Origin of the sequence: Mycobacterium sp. WUMAC-067 (assembly GCF_020217485.1) — a bacterium.
Taxonomy (GTDB): domain Bacteria; phylum Actinomycetota; class Actinomycetes; order Mycobacteriales; family Mycobacteriaceae; genus Mycobacterium.
In genome coordinates this window covers 1-17,352 of record NZ_JAEKMI010000002.1, presented here as the reverse complement: position 1 = coordinate 17,352, position 17,352 = coordinate 1, and the positions used below count along the sequence as shown (strand labels likewise).

16 protein-coding genes are annotated in these 17,352 nt (G+C 69.4%); 7 read left to right on the top strand and 9 right to left on the bottom strand.

All coding sequences use genetic code 11. The features are described from left to right. The first annotated feature begins 54 nt into the window (after positions 1-54). From JF781_RS01475 to JF781_RS01455, 5 genes are read left to right on the top strand one after another with little or no spacing between them, the layout of a single operon-like run. Positions 55-693 carry a TetR/AcrR family transcriptional regulator gene (locus JF781_RS01475; protein ID WP_225330174.1) on the top strand — a complete coding sequence of 213 codons (639 nt, stop codon included), beginning with the start codon at positions 55-57 and terminating at the stop codon, positions 691-693. 21 nt (positions 694-714) lie between these two features. Next, positions 715-1,647: an ABC transporter ATP-binding protein gene (locus JF781_RS01470; RefSeq protein WP_225330181.1), complete on the top strand. Its 933-nt coding sequence runs from the start codon at positions 715-717 to the stop codon at positions 1,645-1,647. Further along, positions 1,644-3,287, top strand: a complete 1,644-nt coding sequence (locus JF781_RS01465; protein ID WP_225330173.1) for an ABC transporter permease — start codon at positions 1,644-1,646, stop codon at positions 3,285-3,287. Before JF781_RS01470 ends, JF781_RS01465 begins: the two co-directional genes overlap by 4 nt. Positions 3,288-3,294: 7 nt before the next feature. Then, positions 3,295-3,969 carry an isoprenylcysteine carboxylmethyltransferase family protein gene (locus JF781_RS01460; protein ID WP_225330172.1) on the top strand — a complete coding sequence of 225 codons (675 nt, stop codon included), beginning with the start codon at positions 3,295-3,297 and terminating at the stop codon, positions 3,967-3,969. A 22-nt stretch (positions 3,970-3,991) separates the two neighbouring features. Beyond that, the gene (locus JF781_RS01455; protein ID WP_225330171.1) at positions 3,992-5,674 is read left to right on the top strand and encodes a CocE/NonD family hydrolase; all 1,683 of its coding nucleotides are present in this window, start codon (positions 3,992-3,994) and stop codon (positions 5,672-5,674) included. Here JF781_RS01455 and glgC read toward each other — a convergent pair. After that, on the bottom strand, positions 5,671-6,885 hold the full coding sequence (gene glgC, locus JF781_RS01450) for a glucose-1-phosphate adenylyltransferase (protein WP_225330170.1): 1,215 nt from the start codon (positions 6,883-6,885) through the stop codon (positions 5,671-5,673). The two genes, JF781_RS01455 and glgC, sit on opposite strands and share 4 nt — an antisense overlap. 155 nt (positions 6,886-7,040) lie before the next feature. Here glgC and glgA point away from each other — a divergent pair, with 155 nt between their 5' ends. Beyond that, complete coding sequence (gene glgA, locus JF781_RS01445) at positions 7,041-8,213, top strand: glycogen synthase (RefSeq protein ID WP_225330169.1); 1,173 nt, start codon at positions 7,041-7,043, stop codon at positions 8,211-8,213. 29 nt (positions 8,214-8,242) lie between these two features. Here glgA and JF781_RS01440 read toward each other — a convergent pair whose 3' ends face one another. The 7 genes from JF781_RS01440 to JF781_RS01410 all read right to left on the bottom strand — a co-directional run bounded on the left by JF781_RS01440 (position 8,243) and on the right by JF781_RS01410 (position 13,986). After that, positions 8,243-8,416: a DUF3117 domain-containing protein gene (locus JF781_RS01440; RefSeq protein WP_003878471.1), complete on the bottom strand. Its 174-nt coding sequence runs from the start codon at positions 8,414-8,416 to the stop codon at positions 8,243-8,245. A 166-nt stretch (positions 8,417-8,582) separates the two neighbouring features. After that, positions 8,583-9,164, bottom strand: coding sequence for a DNA-3-methyladenine glycosylase I (tag, locus tag JF781_RS01435; protein WP_225330168.1), 582 nt, complete (start codon positions 9,162-9,164; stop codon positions 8,583-8,585). A 2-nt stretch (positions 9,165-9,166) separates the two neighbouring features. Continuing rightward, entirely contained in the window at positions 9,167-9,520 is a 354-nt protein-coding gene (locus JF781_RS01430; protein WP_225330167.1) for a DivIVA domain-containing protein, read from the bottom strand. Between the two features lie 58 nt (positions 9,521-9,578). Next, positions 9,579-10,568 carry a glucosyl-3-phosphoglycerate synthase gene (locus JF781_RS01425; RefSeq protein ID WP_225330166.1) on the bottom strand — a complete coding sequence of 330 codons (990 nt, stop codon included), beginning with the start codon at positions 10,566-10,568 and terminating at the stop codon, positions 9,579-9,581. After that, a complete protein-coding gene (gene folP / locus JF781_RS01420) occupies positions 10,565-11,389 on the bottom strand; it encodes a dihydropteroate synthase (protein WP_225330180.1) in 825 nt (274 codons plus the stop codon). Before folP ends, JF781_RS01425 begins: the two co-directional genes overlap by 4 nt. 179 nt (positions 11,390-11,568) lie before the next feature. After that, positions 11,569-13,347 carry a long-chain-acyl-CoA synthetase FadD6 gene (gene fadD6, locus JF781_RS01415; protein ID WP_225330165.1) on the bottom strand — a complete coding sequence of 593 codons (1,779 nt, stop codon included), beginning with the start codon at positions 13,345-13,347 and terminating at the stop codon, positions 11,569-11,571. Between the two features lie 75 nt (positions 13,348-13,422). Continuing rightward, positions 13,423-13,986 (bottom strand): TIGR00730 family Rossman fold protein, encoded by a 564-nt coding sequence (locus JF781_RS01410; RefSeq protein ID WP_225330164.1) that lies wholly within the window; start codon positions 13,984-13,986, stop codon positions 13,423-13,425. Between the two features lie 86 nt (positions 13,987-14,072). Between JF781_RS01410 and JF781_RS01405 the strand changes: the two genes are divergently transcribed. Then, on the top strand, positions 14,073-16,190 hold the full coding sequence (locus JF781_RS01405; RefSeq protein WP_225341132.1) for an AAA family ATPase: 2,118 nt from the start codon (positions 14,073-14,075) through the stop codon (positions 16,188-16,190). Here the strand turns inward: JF781_RS01405 and dapE are convergent. Beyond that, complete coding sequence (dapE, locus tag JF781_RS01400; protein WP_225330213.1) at positions 16,187-17,251, bottom strand: succinyl-diaminopimelate desuccinylase; 1,065 nt, start codon at positions 17,249-17,251, stop codon at positions 16,187-16,189. The genes JF781_RS01405 and dapE overlap by 4 nt on opposite strands. Between the last annotated feature and the right edge of the window lie 101 nt (positions 17,252-17,352).

The following is a 17,352-nucleotide window of genomic DNA, read 5'->3' as shown; positions in this document are numbered from 1 at the left end:
CTTGACGCGAGTCATCCTTGACCGCGGACTGAACGTGCGTTTAGCGTACTGAACATGCGTTCAGCCGACCTGACGGCCGCGGCCCGAATCCGCGATGCGGCCATCGAGCAGTTCGGCGAGCACGGATTCGGCGTCGGGCTTCGTGCCATCGCCGAAGCGGCGGGCGTGAGTGCCGCGCTAGTGATCCACCACTTCGGCTCGAAGGAGGGCCTGCGCAAGGCCTGCGAGGACCACATCGCCGAGGAGATCCGCAACACCAAGTCCGAGGCACTCCAATCCAACGACCCGGCCACCTGGTTCACCCAGATGGCCGAGATCGAGGAGTACGCACCGCTGATGGCATACCTGGTGCGCAGCATGCAGACCGGCGGCGAGCTGGCGAACATGATGTGGCGCAGGATGATTGACAACGCGCAAGAATACATGGAAGAGGGTGTGCGCGCCGGGACGATCAAGCCCAGCCGCGATCCCCAGGCCCGCGCCAAATATATGGCGATCACCGGCGGCGGCGGGTTCCTTCTCTACATCCAAATGCATGAAACACCAACGGATCTTCGCGCGGTGCTGCGCGACTACGCGCGTGAGATGATCCTGCCCGCCCTCGAGGTCTACACCGAAGGATTGCTGACCGGCCGGACCATGTACGACGCGTTCCTGGCTGCCGAAGATCAAGGAAAATCCCATGGCAACTGAAAATCCGTCGGCTCTGCCCCGATCGAGATCCGAGGGCTCACCAAGAATTTCGGCGCGGTGCGGGCACTCGACGGCCTCGACCTCACCGTGCAGGAAGGGGAAGTCCACGGCTTCCTCGGCCCCAACGGCGCCGGAAAGTCCACCACCATCCGCATCCTGTTGGGTCTGGTGAAAGCCGACAGTGGCAGCGTGCGGTTGCTGGGCGGTGATCCCTGGACCCAATCCGTCGCGCTGCATCGCCAAATCGCGTATGTCCCAGGTGATGTGACGCTGTGGCCCTCGCTGACAGGCGGCGAGACCATCGATCTACTGGCCCGCATGCGCGGCGGCATCGACAAGCGACGCCGCGCGGAGCTGATCGAGCGCTTCGACCTGGACCCGCACAAGAAGGCGCGCACGTATTCCAAGGGCAACCGCCAGAAGGTCTCCCTCATCTCGGCGTTCTCGTCCCACGCCAGGCTGCTGCTCCTGGACGAGCCCAGCAGCGGCCTGGACCCGTTGATGGAGAACGTGTTTCAACAGTGCGTGGCGCAGGCCCGCGACCGGGGAACGACGGTGTTGTTGTCCAGCCACATCCTGGCCGAGACGGAAGCGTTGTGCGAACGGGTGACGATCATCCGGGCGGGCAAGACCATCGAAAGTGGTTCGCTCGACTCCATGCGGCATCTGAGCCGCACCTCGATCAGGGCCGAAATGACCGGCGACCCGGGCGATCTCAGGCGGATCAAAGGCGTCGAGGACGTCAGCGTCGAGGGCAATACGCTGCGCGCCCAGGTCGATAGCGAAAGCCTGGGCGAGCTCATCCGCGTGCTCGGCGACGCCGGCGTGAGCAGCCTGGTCAGCCAGCCGCCGACGCTCGAAGAGCTCTTCTTGCGCCACTATGACACGTCCGGAGACACCTCCGGCCGTGACGGCCGGCACGGGCGCGACGCGGAAAAGGTGTCGTTGTCATGAGCGCGCCAACACTGGACCGGCCTTACGCGTCGGCATCGCCTGCGCCGCCCCGCAGTTCGAATTTTGCCGGAACGCTTGCGATGTTGCGGCTCTACTTGCGCCGCGACCGGGTCTCGTTGCCGCTGTGGGTGTTTCTGCTGTCGGTGCCGTTGGCGACGGTGTACGTCGGCAGCATCGAAAAGATCTACCCCACCGAGGCCGGCCGTGCCGGGTTCGCCGCGTCCATCATGGCCAGCCCGGCCCAGCGCGCGCTGTATGGCCAGGTCTACAGCGACAGCCTTGGCGCCGTGGGGATTTGGAAAGCCGGGATGTTCCACGTGCTGATCGCGGTGGCCGTCATCCTCACGGTGATCCGGCATACCCGCGCCGACGAGGAGAACGGGCGGACCGAGTTGGTGGACTCGACCGCGATCGGCCGCTATGCCAGCCTGAGCGCGGCGCTGCTGCTGTCGTTCGGGGCCTCGATCGGCACCGGCGCGATCGGCGCGGCGGGCCTGCTGAGCACCGACGTCCCGCCCGCCGGATCGCTGGCGTTCGGGGCGGCGCTGGCCTGCTCCGGCCTCGTGTTCACCGCGGTCGCCGCGGTGACCGCACAGTTATCGCCCAGCGCCAGGTTCGCGCGCGGTGCCGCATTCGCCGTCCTGGGAACCGCGTTCACCCTGCGCGCCGTCGGCGACGCCGGGTCGGGAGCGTTGTCGTGGCTGTCTCCCCTGGGGTGGTCGCTGCTGGTCAAACCGTATGCGGGTGATCGCTGGTGGGTGCTGCTGCTGCACCTGGCGACGGCGACCGCGCTGACCCTCCTAGCGTATCGGCTGCTCGCCGGCCGCGATGTCGGCGCCGGGCTCATCGCCGAACGCCCCGGGCCCGCGACCGCTTCGCCAGCGCTGAGCAACGCGTTCGGGCTGACGTGGCGCCTCGACCGCGCGGCGCTGCTGCTGTGGACGGTCGGACTGTGCCTGTACGGGCTGCTGGTGGGCAGCGTGGTGCACGGCATCGGCGACGAGCTGGGCGACAGCGGCGCGGCCCGCGACATCGTCGCCCGGATGGGCGGCACCAGCGCCCTCGAGGATGCCTTCATCACCGTGGCGTTCGCCATGATGGGCATGGTGGCCGCCGCGTTCGCCGTCTCGCTCACGCTACGGTTGCACCAGGAAGAGGCCACCCAGCGAGCCGAGACGGTGTTGGCCGCGGCGGTGTCGCGAACCCGTTGGCTCGCAAGCTATTTGGTGGCCGCACTGGGTGGGTCCGCGCTGGCGATGCTGGCCAGCGGGTTGACCGCCGGGTTTGTCTACGGCATCGCGGCCGGCGATGTCGGCGGCAAACTCGCGACGGTCGTCGCAAGCGCGGCGGTCCAACTGCCCGCCGTCTGGCTGTTGTCGGCCGTGACGGTTGGTGTCTTCGGCGCCGCGCCGCGGTTCACACCGGTGGCCTGGGGCGTGCTGATCGGTTTCATCGCCCTGTACCTGATCGGATCGTTGGCCCGGTTCCCGCAGTGGCTGCTCGACCTCGAACCGTTCGGGCACATCCCGAGAATTGGCGCTGATTTCACCGCCGTGCCCTTGCTATGGCTACTGGCCATCGACGTAGGGTTGGTGGTTCTGGGTGCCATGGCTTTTCGGCGCCGCGATCTACGCTGCTAGGAGCGTGATGAAAACCGGGATCCGCGTGACGACGACATCCCTCGGAGGCATTCTTTCCTGGGTTTTGATCCTGCTTCTACCGGCGGGCACGTTGCACTACTGGCAGGCGTGGGTCTTCATCGCCGTGTTCACCGTGGCGACCATCGTGCCCACGGTCTACCTGAGCCGGGCCAACCCCGCGGCCCTGCAGCGGCGCATGCGTGCGGGCCCGCGGGCCGAACCCAGAACCGCTCAGAAATTCATCATCACCGGCTCGTTCCTGGGTCTGTTCGCGACGATGGTCTTCAGCGCGCTCGACCATCGGTTCGACTGGTCGTCGGTGCCGGCGTGGCTGTCGCTGCTCGGCGACGTGCTGGTGGCGATCGGGCTCGGGATCGCCATGCTGGTGATCGTCCAGAACAGTTATGCCGGCGCCACGGTCACGGTGGAAGCGGACCAGACCGTGGTGTCCGGTGGCCTGTATCAATTCGTGCGCCATCCGATGTACGTCGGAAACGTGATCATGATGATCGGCATCCCCCTGGCACTCGACTCGTATTGGGGGCTGCTCTTCGTCATCCCCGGCACCATCGTGCTCGCGCTGCGCATCTTTGACGAGGAAAAGCTGCTCATTCACGAATTGCCCGGCTACCGCGAATACGCCGAGCGCGTGCGCTATCGGTTGGTTCCCTACATCTGGTAGCCGGCGCGCCTAGGGTATTGCCGTGGCGCCCAATCGGCTACCGGCCCTGGACCGCCCGTGGCGACGGCGCGGTGGGCTGCGGTACGCACTGAGCCGGATTCGCGGCGTCGCCAGACCACCCGTCACCGTCACCGACCCGCCCGCCGACCTCGAGGTCGAGCGCGACGTCGCCGTCGCCACGCGCGACGGAACGGTGTTGCGGATCAACGTCTTTCGCAATGCCGGCGCCGAAGCACGACCGGTCGTCCTCAGCATCCACCCCTACGGCAAGGACAACCTGCCGCAGCGGCGGGGCGACACGTGGACGTTCTCCGCGCAGTACCGGGTACTGCGCCAGCCGCGGCCGGTGGCCTTCTCGGCGCTGACCGGCTGGGAGGCGCCCGACCCGGCGTGGTGGACCGCGCAGGGCTTCGTCGTGGTGAACGCCGACTCGCGCGGTTGCGGGCACTCCGACGGCACCGGGAGCCTGCTGTCGCGGCAAGAGGCCGAGGATACCTACGACCTGGTGCAGTGGATCGCCGGCCAACCGTGGAGCCACGGCAACGTCGTCATGCTCGGGGTGTCCTACCTGGCCATCAGCCAGTACGCCGTCGCGGCGCTGCGGCCGCCGGCGCTGCGCGCGATCTGTCCGTGGGAAGGCTTCACCGACGCCTACCACGACCTGACGTTTCCGGGCGGTGTCCGGGAGCGGGGCTTCACCCGGATGTGGTCGCGAAACGTGCGACGCGCTACGCGGCAGACCTACGACCTCGAACGCATGCAGGACCTCCACCCGCAGCGCGACGAGTTCTGGCGCTCCCTGGCACCGGACCTGGCCTCGATCACGGTGCCCATGCTGGTGTGCGGGAGCCTGTCCGACAACAACCTGCACAGCCGCGGCTCCCTCCGCGCGTTCACGCGCGGCGGGTCCGGCCACGCCCGGCTCTACATGCATCGGGGCGGCAAGTGGGCCACCTTCTACTCCGAGGACGCGCTGGCCGAGCAGCTGGCGTTCTTTCGCGGTGTGCTCAATGGCGCCCCCGCCTCGCGCAGTGTGCGCCTCGAGGTACGCGAGGACCGCGATACCGTCGCGGCGGTGCGCGAAGAGGCCGAGTGGCCACTGAACCGAACCCTGTGGCGCCCAATCTATTTGGGCGCCAGCGGGGTGTTGACGTCCGAGCCTCCCTTGCATCCCGGCCGGGTGACATTCGGAACACGTTCGCGCGCGGCATCTTTCACCTGGACGGTTCCCGGCGACATCGAGCTGACCGGGCCGATGGCCGCCCGGTTGTGGGTCGAGCTGAGCGGCTGCGACGACGCGAACCTGTTCGTCGGGGTGGAGAAGTGGCGCGGGGACCGCTTCGTCGGATTCGAGGGCTCGTATGGCTACGGTCGAGACCGGGTGAGCACCGGCTGGCAGCGCGTCTCGCTGCGCACCCTGGACCCCGAGCTTTCCCGCCCGGGAGAACCCGTCACCACCGGCACCGATCCGCGGCCGGTGTCCGCCGGCGAGGTGGTCGAGGTCAACGTCGCGCTGGGCCCGTCGGCGACGTTGTTCCGCGCGGGCGAGCAGCTGCGGCTGGTGGTCGCCGGGCGCTGGTTGTGCCCGAGAAACCCGCTGACGGGCCAATTCCCGGCGGCCTACCAGAGCTCACCGCGCGGGCGCGTCACCCTGCATTGGGGCCCGGAACGCGGCGCGCACCTGCTGATCCCGGAGATCCCCTAGATCCAGACGCCCTTGCCCACCGCGACCACGCCGCCGGCGCTGATCGCGAAGCGCTCCCGGTCCTTCTCCAGATCCACCCCGACCATCTCGCCCGGCCCCACGACGACGTTCTTGTCCAGGATCGCGTGGCGCACCACCGCGCCACGACCGACCCGAGCGCCGGGCATGATCACGCTGCCTTCCACGATCGCGCCGTCGTCGACCACCACGTTGGACGACAGCACCGAGTTGCGCACCGACGCCGCCGAGATGATGCTGCCGGCGCCCACCACCGACTCCTGCGCGGAACCGCCGTTGACGAACTTGGCCGGCGCCAGGTTCTCCGACTCGCCGCGGATCGGCCAGCGCTTGTTGTAGAGGTTGAACACCGGATGTACCGACACCAGGTCCATGTGGGCGTCATAGAACGCGTCCAGCGTTCCGACGTCCCGCCAGTAGGCCCGGTCACGATCGGTGGCGCCGGGCACCTCGTTGTCGCTGAAGTCGTAAACCGCGGCCATCCCGTCAGCCACCAGTCGCGGGATGATGTCACCACCCATGTCGTGGTCGGAATGGTCGTCGTCGGCGTCCGCGCGGATCGCGTCGATGAGCACCTTGGTGGTGAAGATGTAATTGCCCATCGACACGAACGTCGTCTCAGGGTCATCCGGGGTGCCCGGCGGATCGAGCGGCTTCTCCACGAATTGGCGGATGTGCCCGGACTCGTCGGAGTCGATGCAGCCGAACGCGGTGGCCTCGCTGCGGGGCACCCGGATGCCGGCTACCGTCGCGCCGGCCCCGCTGTCGATGTGGAACCGGACCATCTGCTCGGGGTCCATCCGGTACACGTGGTCGGCACCGAAAACCACTATGTAGTCGGGGTCTTCGTCGTAGATCAGATTCAGCGACTGGTAGATCGCGTCGGCCGAACCGGTGTACCAGCGCGGGCCGAGGCGCTGCTGCGCGGGCACCGGCGTGATGTACTCACCGGCCAAGCCGGACAACCGCCAGTTCTGCGAAATGTGACGGTCGAGTGAATGCGACTTGTACTGCGTCAGAACGCAGATCCGCAAATAGCGGGCGTTGACGAGGTTGGACAGCACGAAGTCGATCAGCCGATAGGCGCCCCCGAAGGGAACCGCGGGCTTGGCGCGATCCGCGGTCAGCGGATACAGCCGCTTGCCCTCACCGCCGGCCAGGACGATGCCCAGCACGTGTGGTGCTTCCCTCATGGTGTCAAACCTATCGGCCGCCGCGAAACGCTGCCAGGGGGACGGCGTCATTGCCCGCTTCTGTGGGGCTGTCCGTCAAGGTATTTGGGTCTGCGGGCAAACAGACGACCCCGCCCGACTCACGGCCCTCGTCGTCGCCGAACTACGGTGCGGGTATGCGGGTGGCGATGATGACTCGGGAATATCCCCCAGAGGTCTATGGCGGGGCGGGGGTACACGTCACCGAGCTCGTCAGCCACCTGCGCCGGCTGTGCGCGGTGGACGTGCATTGCATGGGCGCGCCCCGCCCGGAAGCCCAGGGAGTGCACGTGCACCAGCCCGACCCGCGGTTGCAGGGGGCCAACGCGGCGATGACGACCCTGTCCGCCGACCTGATGATGGCCACCGCGGCATCGGCGGCCAGCGTGGTGCATTCACACACCTGGTACACCGGCATGGCCGGGCACCTGGCCGCGCTGCTCTACGACGTCCCGCACGTGTTGACCGCGCATTCGCTCGAGCCGCTGCGCCCGTGGAAGGCCGAACAACTCGGCGGGGGCTACCGGATCTCGACCTGGGTCGAACACACCGCGGTGCTGGCCGCCGACGCCGTCATTGCGGTCAGCTCCGCGATGCGCGAGGACATCCTGCGCGTCTACCCCGCGCTGGACCCCGGCGCCGTACACGTCATCCGCAACGGCGTCGACACCGACGTCTGGTTCCCCGCGACCCCACCGCAGACCGGGTCGATGCTGGCCGCACTCGGCGTCGATCCCGCCCGCCCGCTGGTGGTGTTCGTGGGTCGCATCACCCGGCAGAAGGGGCTCGCGCACCTGGTGGCGGCCGCCCACCGGTTCAGCCCGGAGGCGCAGGTGCTGCTGTGCGCCGGGGCCCCCGACACCCCGGAGATCGCCGACGAGATTCGGGATGCGGTCGCCGCCCTGGCCCGCGGCCGCACCGGCGTCTTCTGGGTCCGGGAAATGCTTCCCATCGGGGAATTGCGCGAAATCTTATCGGCCGCATCGGTTTTCGTGTGCCCGTCGGTGTATGAGCCGTTGGGCATCGTGAACCTGGAGGCGATGGCCTGCGCGGCCGCGGTGGTGGCCTCGGATGTGGGCGGTATTCCGGAGGTGGTCGCAGACGGGGTCACCGGGACCCTGGTGCATTACGACCCCGACGATGTGGCGGGTTATCAGGCCGGATTGGCCGAGGCGGTCAACGACCTCATCGCCGACCGCGAAAAAGCGCAGCGCTACGGCAAGGCAGGACGCCAACGCTGCGTCGAGGAGTTCTCCTGGGCCCACGTCGCCGAGCAGACCCTGGAGATCTATCGGAAGGTGTGTGCGTAGCACCGCCGACTCTCGTTCGGCGGCAAGCCCTAGCTGGAGCTCGTGACGCCCTTGAGTTCGTCACCGAGGGCAGCGGCTTCGTCGGGCGTCAGCTCGACGACCAGTCGACCTCCACCTTCAAGTGGTACCCGCATCACGATGCCGCGCCCCTCCTTGGTTGCTTCCAGAGGACCGTCTCCGGTCCGGGGCTTCATCGCCGCCATCGAGTGCTCCCTCCAGGTTCGAGCTGGCCCGCCCGCGCGGACCTGGTCGGCACCGAGCACGCCCCGCCAGCGAACTTCAAGCCATGCCCGCCATCGAACTGACTTATCACCCCTCCATTGTTCCCTATCCAGGTCACCGCTCGTACAAAGACCCACAACTGTGTGCTCAGCGGGCGGTCGCGGGCACCCAGCAACCCCGGATGTGGTCGTCGACCATGCCGGTCGCCTGCATCAACGCATAGGCGGTGGTCGGACCGACGAAGCGGAACCCACGCCGCTTGAGTTCACGCGCCATGGCCTTCGATTCGTCAGTGGCCGAGGGAATTTGGGTTGCGTCGGCCGGGCGCGACCGCGGCGACGGCGCAAACGACCACAGCAGCTCCGCCAGGTCCGCCGGAGTTCCCAGCTCCGCGGCCGCGCGGGCGTTGGCGATCGTCGCGTCAATCTTGGCGCGGTTGCGCACGATTCCCTGGTCCGCCATCAACCGCTGCACGTCGTCGTCGGTGTACTCGGCGACGGTCGCGATGTCGAACCCGGAGAACGCACGCCGGAAATTCTCCCGTTTGCGCAGGATGATCAGCCACGACAGGCCGCTCTGAAAGGCCTCCAGGCTCATCCGCTCGAACAGGGCCACCCCGTCGCGCAGCGGACGACCCCACTCCTGGTCGTGGTAGTTGCGGTACATCTCGAAGTCCGGCCCGGGCCGAATGGCCGCCCAGCTGCACCGAACCAGCTCGTCTTCGCTCACATTCAGTCCTGACGATCCTCGCCCTCGCCGGGTTCCGCGGAATCGTCCTCGGTGTCCTGTTCGGCCGCGGGCGCGGCGTGCACCGCGGCGAGCTGGCCGCGCAGGGCCTCCAGCTCGCGGGCGAGCCGGTCCAGCACCCAGTCCACCTCGCTGGTCTTGTATCCGCGCAGCGTCTGGGTGAACTTGACGGCATCGACGTCGGAGCCGGTCACGCCGTAGGCGGGCAGCACCGTCGCCGTCGTCCCTTTCGGCAGGGGCGGCAGCTGCTCGCCGCGACCGAATAACAGGCTGGCCGCGCCGAACAGGACGATCGCCACCAGCACCAGCACCACCAGGTACAGCAACACCAACGCCACGGGATCGATATTGCCCTATGCCGCCGACGCGGCGATGTCCAGCGTGACCCCTTGGGGCTTATCGGGGCCTGATCATCTGCATCGGCGGCCGGTCGGCCAGCGACACCGGCGAGGTGTGCTGGGAGTAGCCCTGACCGTCGGGCCCGACGGCCACGAACTGGGTCAGGCCGACCCCGGAGTCGGGGATCCCGCAGCGTGACAGCAGGGTCGCGATGACCTGGCGGCTCATCGCGCCCAGCTCGGCCAGCGGCCGGTTGCGGTGTGCCCGCACGCCCAGGTTGACCTGGGCGATCGCGTCGAGACCCAGCCGGTCGAAGGTGTCCACCAGCAGGCCGATCTCCACGCCGTAGCCCGGGGCGAACGGCACCGAGGTCAGCAACTCGCGGGTGGCCGCGTATTCGCCGCCGAGCGGCTGCAGCACCCCGCCCAGCTCGGGCCGCAGCGCCGCGAGCAACGGCCGGGCCACCAGCTCGGTGACCCGCCCACCGCCGGTGGCACCCGCACTGCCACCCACATCGGCGACATTGAGGGGCCGCCGGTAGAAGCTCTTGACCAGGTGAACGCTGTCGCCGGTGAGCAGGGGGCCGACCAGCCACGGCACGAACATCGGGTGCGGGTTGATCAGGTCGGAGTCGACGAACACCACGATGTCGCCGCGGGTGGCCGCCAGCGAACGCCACAACGCCTCGCCTTTGCCGGGCCGTATCGGCACCTCGGGCAGCGCCTGCTCGCGGCTGACGACGCGGGCGCCGGCGGCGACGGCCCGGATCTCGGTGTCGTCGGTCGAGCCGGAGTCCAGCACGATCAGCTCATCGACCAGCCCGTCGACCAGCGGTGAGATGCTTTCGATCACCGACTCGATGGTTTCTTCCTCGTCGAGGGCGGGCAGCACCACCGAAATGGTCCGCCCGGCCTTGGCCGCCTCCAGTTCGGCGACGGTCCAGCTCGGGCGGTTCCAGCTGCGGTCGGCCAGCCAGGTGTCCCCCGGCCTCGCGGCGAGCATCCCGTCGCTGGCGAGATCGCCCGCGACCAGGTCCGACATCGTCATGCGAGCCCCCTCACCGTGCGGGCCGGCGGGCGCGTCCCCTGGATCGAGGCCACCATTTCCAGCACCCGGCGGGTGGCGGCGACCTCGTGCACGCGAAACATCCGCACACCGGCGGCCGCGGCGAGCGCGGTGGCCGCCAGCGTTCCCTCGAGCCGCTCGGTCAATTCCACACCCAGAGTCTCCCCGACGAAGTCCTTGTTACTCAAAGCCATGAGCACGGGCCACCCGGTATTAACAAGATCGTCGACATGGCGCAACAGCAGCAGCCCGTGGAAGGTGTTCTTGCCGAAGTCGTGGGTCGGGTCGATCAGCACCCGGTCGCGGGCCACGCCGCACGCGACCGCTCGCTCGGCGGCGGCGGCGACTTGGGCGATCACGTCGTCGACCACGCCGCGCGTGCTCGTTCCGTAGTTCACCCGGAACGGGCGGGTGCGCGGCTGCGCGTTCCCGGTGTGCGAACACACCAGACCCGCCCCGAACTCCGCGGCCACTTCCGGCAGGGCGGGGTCGACGCCGGCCCAGGTGTCGTTGATCAGGTCGGCCCCGGCCGCGCAGGCCACCTTGGCGACCTCGGATCGCCAGGTATCGGCGCTGATCACCTGGTCGGGATAGGCGTCGCGCAGCCATTCGATGAACGGCACCAGCCGGGCGATCTCGGTGTCGGCGTCGACCTCTTGACCCGGGCCGGCCTTGACGCCGCCCACGTCGATGACGTCGGCTCCGTCGGCCACGGCCCGGTGCACGGCCGTCCGGGCGGCCTCGTCGCTGAAGGTCGCGCCCCTGTCGTAGAACGAGTCCGGGGTGCGGTTGACGATCGCCATGATCAGCGCGCGATCGGCTGACACGGGACGGCCGCAGAACGACGATTGCACGCGTCTATGGTGCCTGGTCGCCGAACAGCGTGCAGTGCCAGGTCGCGAGCGTAACGGCACTGCGAAATCCGACTCGCCATCTCGCAGTGTGGTCACGCTCGCGACCGACTGATCGGCGCGGCCGCCCCCTACGGGCGTTTACCCTCGGCGACCTCGTCGGGGTACTCGTCGTAGAACGGCACGTAGCCGTCGTCGCGTCCGGCCAGCACGTACAGCGGGTCGGCCACGTCGGGGCCGTAGGCCTGCTCGCGCAGCTCCACCTTGCGGCTCTTGAAGGTCGTGGTCTGCTCGATCGACTCGACCACCCGCACGAACAACGGCAGCGCGTAGCCGGGCAGCTGCTCGTAGACGGCACGGGCCAACGACCGCCCGTCGAACTCGGCGCCGTCGCGCAGCTTGACCGCCGCCATCCCGGCGCGACCACCCGTGCGCGGCACCTCGACCCCGAAGACCGTGCAGTCCTCGACGGACTCGTCGGATGCCAGTGCCGCCTCGACCTGGGTGGTGGCCACGTTCTCGCCCTTCCAGCGGAAGGTGTCGCCGAGCCGGTCGACGAACGCGGCATGGCCCAGACCCTGCGGGCTCATCACGTCGCCCGTGTTGAACCAGCAGTCGCCCTCACGAAAAGCGTTGCGCACCAACTTCTTTTCGCTGGATTCCGGGTCGGTGTAGCCGTCGAAGGGCTGCAGCCGGTTGACCGGGGTGAGCAACAGGCCCGGCTCCCCGGCCGGCACCCGGCGCACGCGCCCGTCGTCGCCGCGCAGCGGGGCGCCAGTGTCCGGGTCGTACTCGACGTAGGCCAACGGCAGCGGAAAAACACCGGTGGAGCGGGGCACGTTGAAGACGTTGATGAACGCGGCGTTGCCCTCGCTGGAGGCGTAGAACTCGCAGACGCGCGCGATCCCGAATCGTTTCGTGAACTCGTCCCAGATCTCCGGGCGCAGCCCGTTGCCGGCGATCACCCGCACCTTGTGCGCCCGGTCGGTCGGCTTGGCCGGTTGGTTGAGCAGGTATCTGCACACCTCGCCGATGTAGATGAAGGCCGTGGCGTCGTTGGCGATCACCTCGTCCCAGAACTTCGACGCCGAGAAGGACTTGCCCAGCGCCAGCGTCGCCCCCGAGTTGATCACCGACGACAACGCGACCGTCAGCGCGTTGTTGTGGTACAGCGGCAGGCAGCAGTAGAGGGTGTCGGCGCTCTTGAGCCGCAGCCCGATGCCGCCGAACGCCGCGAGCGCCTTCAGCCACCGCAGGTGCGTCATGACGCTGGCCTTGGGGAAACCGGTTGTGCCCGAGGTGAAGATGTAGAACGCGGTGTCTCGGGCGTGCACGGCCGAAGCCGACGCCGGGTTGGTGGCCGGGGCGCTCGCCGCGAACCGCTCCAGGTCTTCGACGGTGAGCGTCTGGGTGCCGCCCGAGCCCCCGCACTCCGCGACGGCGCTGACCAGATCGGTCTCGGCGATGAGCACCTTGGCTTCCAGCAGGCCGAGGCTGTGCGCGAGCACATCGCCGCGCTGGTGGTAGTTGAGCATGCCGGCGACCGCGCCGCACTTGACCGCGGCCAGCATGGCCAGCACGGCGTTGGGCGAGTTGCGCAGCATGATGGCGACGACGTCGCCGTGGCCGACGCCGCGCGAGGCCAGCACCGCGGCGTACCGGTTGGCGGCCGCGTTGGCGTCGCGGTAGGTCAGTTGCTGGTCGCCGAACCGCAAGAAGATCCGGTCGCCGTAACGGGCGGCCCGCTCCTGGAACACCGTGCCGATCGATTTCTTGGAGCCCGGCTGGGCCAGCAGCCCGGTCAGCGCCCCGCGCGCGATCACCGGCAGGTCGGCCAGCACGGCCGGCACCCGAGATGCGATGTCGGTCAGTTTGACCGCCGTGCGCGCTCCCCCGTCACGATCGGACACGTGATCCCCTCGATTCGTTTCCAAAAAGTCAAGCTCGGCGGACAGCCTAGTAGGGGCTGGGACCGGCCGGCGGGCTCAGCCGGGCGCGCACGCGTCCAGCGCGGTGCTCACCTTGTCGACCAGCACCAATCGGTCCATCGCCGCCTGGGAGACGTAACCGCTATCCAGCAGTCCGCACAACCACATCCACAGCCCTTCGTAGTGACCCACGGGGTCCAGCAGGACGATGGGTTTGTCGTGGAGGCCGAGGTAGGCCGTCGTCCAGGTGTCGAGCAACTCGTCGAGGGTGCCGATGCCGCCCGGCAGCGCGATGAACGCGTCGGCGCGGTCCTCCATGATCTGCTTGCGCTCATGCAGGGTGTCGCTCACGATCAGCTCGTCGGCGTCCGCGTCGGCGATCTCGCGGCGCATCAAGACCTGGGGGATGACGCCGACGGTGCGGCCGCCGCGGGCCCGCGCCGCGCTCGCCACCGCGCCCATCGCCGAAACGCGGCCACCGCCCCACACCAGCGTCCAGCCCCGCTCCGCGATCGCCTCGCCGAGTTCCGCAGCGACACCGAGCAATTCGGGATGCTGCGGACCGGACGCGCAGTACACACACACCGCCCACTCGCGGGCTGAATCGCGTTCCCCGGGCATATCCGCCAAAGGTAGACCAAGCGCAATAGCCCGTCATATCTGGGGCTTTCGCCTTGCCGACGGCCCGTGCGCCATAAAATCCGGCAGTGCCGATTCGATGGAACGTCCCCCAACATGCGACGGCCTCAGAGCGGCTGGATGCGGCCTTGGCCGACGGGGGTCGGGGAGCGGTGGTGTTGGGACCCGACGGTGTCGGCAAATCCACCTTGGCCCGCGTGGCCGCCGAGCACTTCGCCGGTCAGCAGCCCGAGACCCTCGTCCGCTGGGTCACCGGCACCCCGACCGAACGCGCGGTCCCGTTCGGGGCCTTCAGCCACCTGGTGCAGATCGCCGACATCGGCAAGCCGGCCGCGCTGCTGCGGGCCGCCCGCGTCTCGCTGGGCGGCGAGGACCTGCTGCTCGTCGTCGACGATGCCCAACATCTGGACGTGCTGTCGGCAACGCTGGTCTACCAGCTGGCGCGGGCCGGCGCGGCGCGGCTGATCGTCACCGCCCGCGCCGAGTCCTCCCCCGACGCGATCGCCGCGCTGTGGACCGACGGCCTGCTCGACCGGATCGACATCGAGCCGCCCGGCGGCACGACGGCGCCCGCTGAGGTCGACACCTTCCTCGCCGAACTGCCCGCGCCGGCGCGGTCGGTGCTGGAGTATCTCGCCGTCTGCGAGCCGCTGTCGCTCACCGATCTGACCGTGCTGGCCGGCGACGGCGCGGTGGCCGAGGCGGTCAAGTGGGGTGCGGCCGAGACCCGGGTGCGGGGCGGGGCCTCCGAGGACCCGGTCGTCTATACGGCCCACCCGCTGTTCGCCGAGCGGGCGCGCGCCGCGCTCGACCCCGACGACGCGCGCCAACGCCGCACCGAGCTGGTCGAACTGATGGCGCAGCGCCCGTCGGACCATCTCAGCGACCGGCTGCGGCTGGTATCGTTGGCGCTGGACAGCGACGCGCTCCCGCGGCCGGCCGACGTCGTCGCCGCCGCGCAGCAGGCGCTCCGCCTGGGTGACCTGACGCTGGGCGAGCGCCTGGCCCGCTCGGCGCTGGAGCGCTCCGGCGCTCTGGCGGCGCGGCTCGCGCTGGCCCACGCGGTGGCGTGGCAGGGCCGTGGCCGCGAGGCCGATGCGATGCTGGCCGACGTCGACTCCACCGGGTTGACCGAAGCCGCGCTGATGGACTGGGCGCTGCTGCGGGCGGCGAACCAGTTCTGGATGCTCAGCGAGCCGGAGCGCGCGACGGCGTTCCTGCGGACCGTGCGCAACCGCGTCGCGGAGGCCGGCCCGCGGACCACCCTCGACGCGCTGAGCGCAACCTTCGCGATGAACGCGGGCAACGTCGGGCACGCGGTCAAGGTCGCCGACGAAGTGCTCACCTCGTCGTCGGCCGATGACCAGGCGGTGGCCTGGGCCGGGAGCGCGGCCGCGTTGTGCGCGGCGCGGCAGGGCCGATTCGGTGACGTCGAGCCGTTGGCGCAGCGCGCCTTGGGTGCCGAGCATCCCGGGCTGCTGCGCTTCACCATCGGGCTGGCCCAGACGACCACGCTGCTGTTGGCGGGACGGCTCGACGAGGCCCGCCAGCTCGCCCGGCAGTTCACCGACTTCGCCGAACTGCAGCAGCCCGGCCGCGCGATCGGCGAGGTGCTGCTGGCGCATGTGTTGTTGACCGAAGGCGAATTCGCTTCTACGGCAGAGCTATTGGGTCCGGCGGCCGCCACCCTGGAGCGCACCGGCTATTCGTGGGGGCCGCTGTCGCTGACGCTGCTGGCCACCGCGCTGTCCCAGCTGGGCGATACCGCGGCCGCGGCAAAAGCGTTGAGCCGGGCCGAATCCCGGCACGGAACCAAGTCGGCGTTGTTCGCGCCCGAGCTCGGGGTGGCGCGGGCATGGCGGCTGGCGTTGATGCGCGACGCGCACGGCGCGGTGGCCGCCGCGCGCGACGCCGCCCGCACGGCCGAGCGCGGCGGGCAGCGGGCCGTGGCGGTGCGTGTCTGGCACGAGGCCGTGCGGCTGGGCGATAGCCGGGCCGCCGATCCGTTGGCCCGGCTCTGCGACGAGATCGATTGTGTCGTAGGAAGAATCGCGTTGGCCCACGCCCGCGCGCTGACCGCCGGCGATGCCGCGGCGTTGCGGGCGGTGTCGGACGAGCTGACGTCGATCGGGATGCACGCGGCCGCCGCCGACGCCGCCGCGCAGGCACGGCGGTGTGGTGCCTAGCCGCTCAGGTAGCGGCGCAGCATGTCCACCGCGGCGGTGATGTTGTCGACCGCCACGCGTTCGTCACGCCGGTGCGCCAAATTCGGATCGCCGGGACCGAAGTTGACCGCCGGTATGCCCAGCGCGGCAAACCGGGCGACGTCGGTCCAGCCGTACTTGGCTCGGACGTTGCCGCCCGCCGCCTCGACCAGGGCCTTGGCGGCCGGTTGGGACAGCCCCGGCATCGCCCCGGCCGCCGCGTCGGTCTGTTCGATGTGCACGTCCAGCCCGGCGAGCACGTCGTGCACGTGTTGTAGCGCGTCGGCCACCGACCTGTCCGGGGCAAAGCGGAAGTTGACCGTCACCGCGGCCGCATCGGGAATGACGTTGCCCGCCACTCCACCGTCGATACGCACCGCGGACAAGCCCTCACGGTACGTACAGCCGTCGATGTCGACGCTGCGTGCCTGATATGCGGCCAGCCGCTCGAGTACGGCACCCAGTTTGTGAATGGCGTTGTCCCCCAACCAGGATCGCGCCGAGTGGGCGCGGGTCCCGGTGGCGCTGACGACCACGCGCAGGGTGCCCTGGCAGCCTGCTTCGATGTAGCCGCCGGTCGGCTCGCCCAGGATGGCCACGTCGGCGGCCAGCCAGTCCGGCAGCTCCCGTTCGATGCGACCCAAACCGTTTGCCGCGGCGTCGATTTCCTCGCAGTCGTACATCACCAGCGTCAGATCGTGCACGGGTTCGGCGACGGTGGCAGCGAGGTGGAGGAAGACGGCGTCCCCGGATTTCATGTCGGCGGTGCCGCAGCCGTGCAGCTCGCCGCCCTCGCGATGGCTGGGCAGGTTCCCGGCCACCGGGACGGTGTCCAGGTGGCCGGCCAGCAGCACCCGCGACGAACGCTGGTGCCGGGTTCGCGCCAGCACGGCGTTGCCGTTGCGGACGATTTCGAAGCCGGAGGCCTGCGCGCGCAGCGCGGCCTCGACCTCGTCCGCCAGGCGCGCTTCGTTTCTCGATTCGCTGGGGATGTCGACCAGCGCCGCGGTCAGCGCGATCGGATCGCCGCGTAAGTCCAGCACGGTCTCAGGGTAGTGGCGATCGCAAGCGCGGCGGAGCCGGGCGCAGCGGGTCGCCACCATCTGGCCCAGTGGCGATCGCAAGCGCGGCGGAGCCGGGCGCA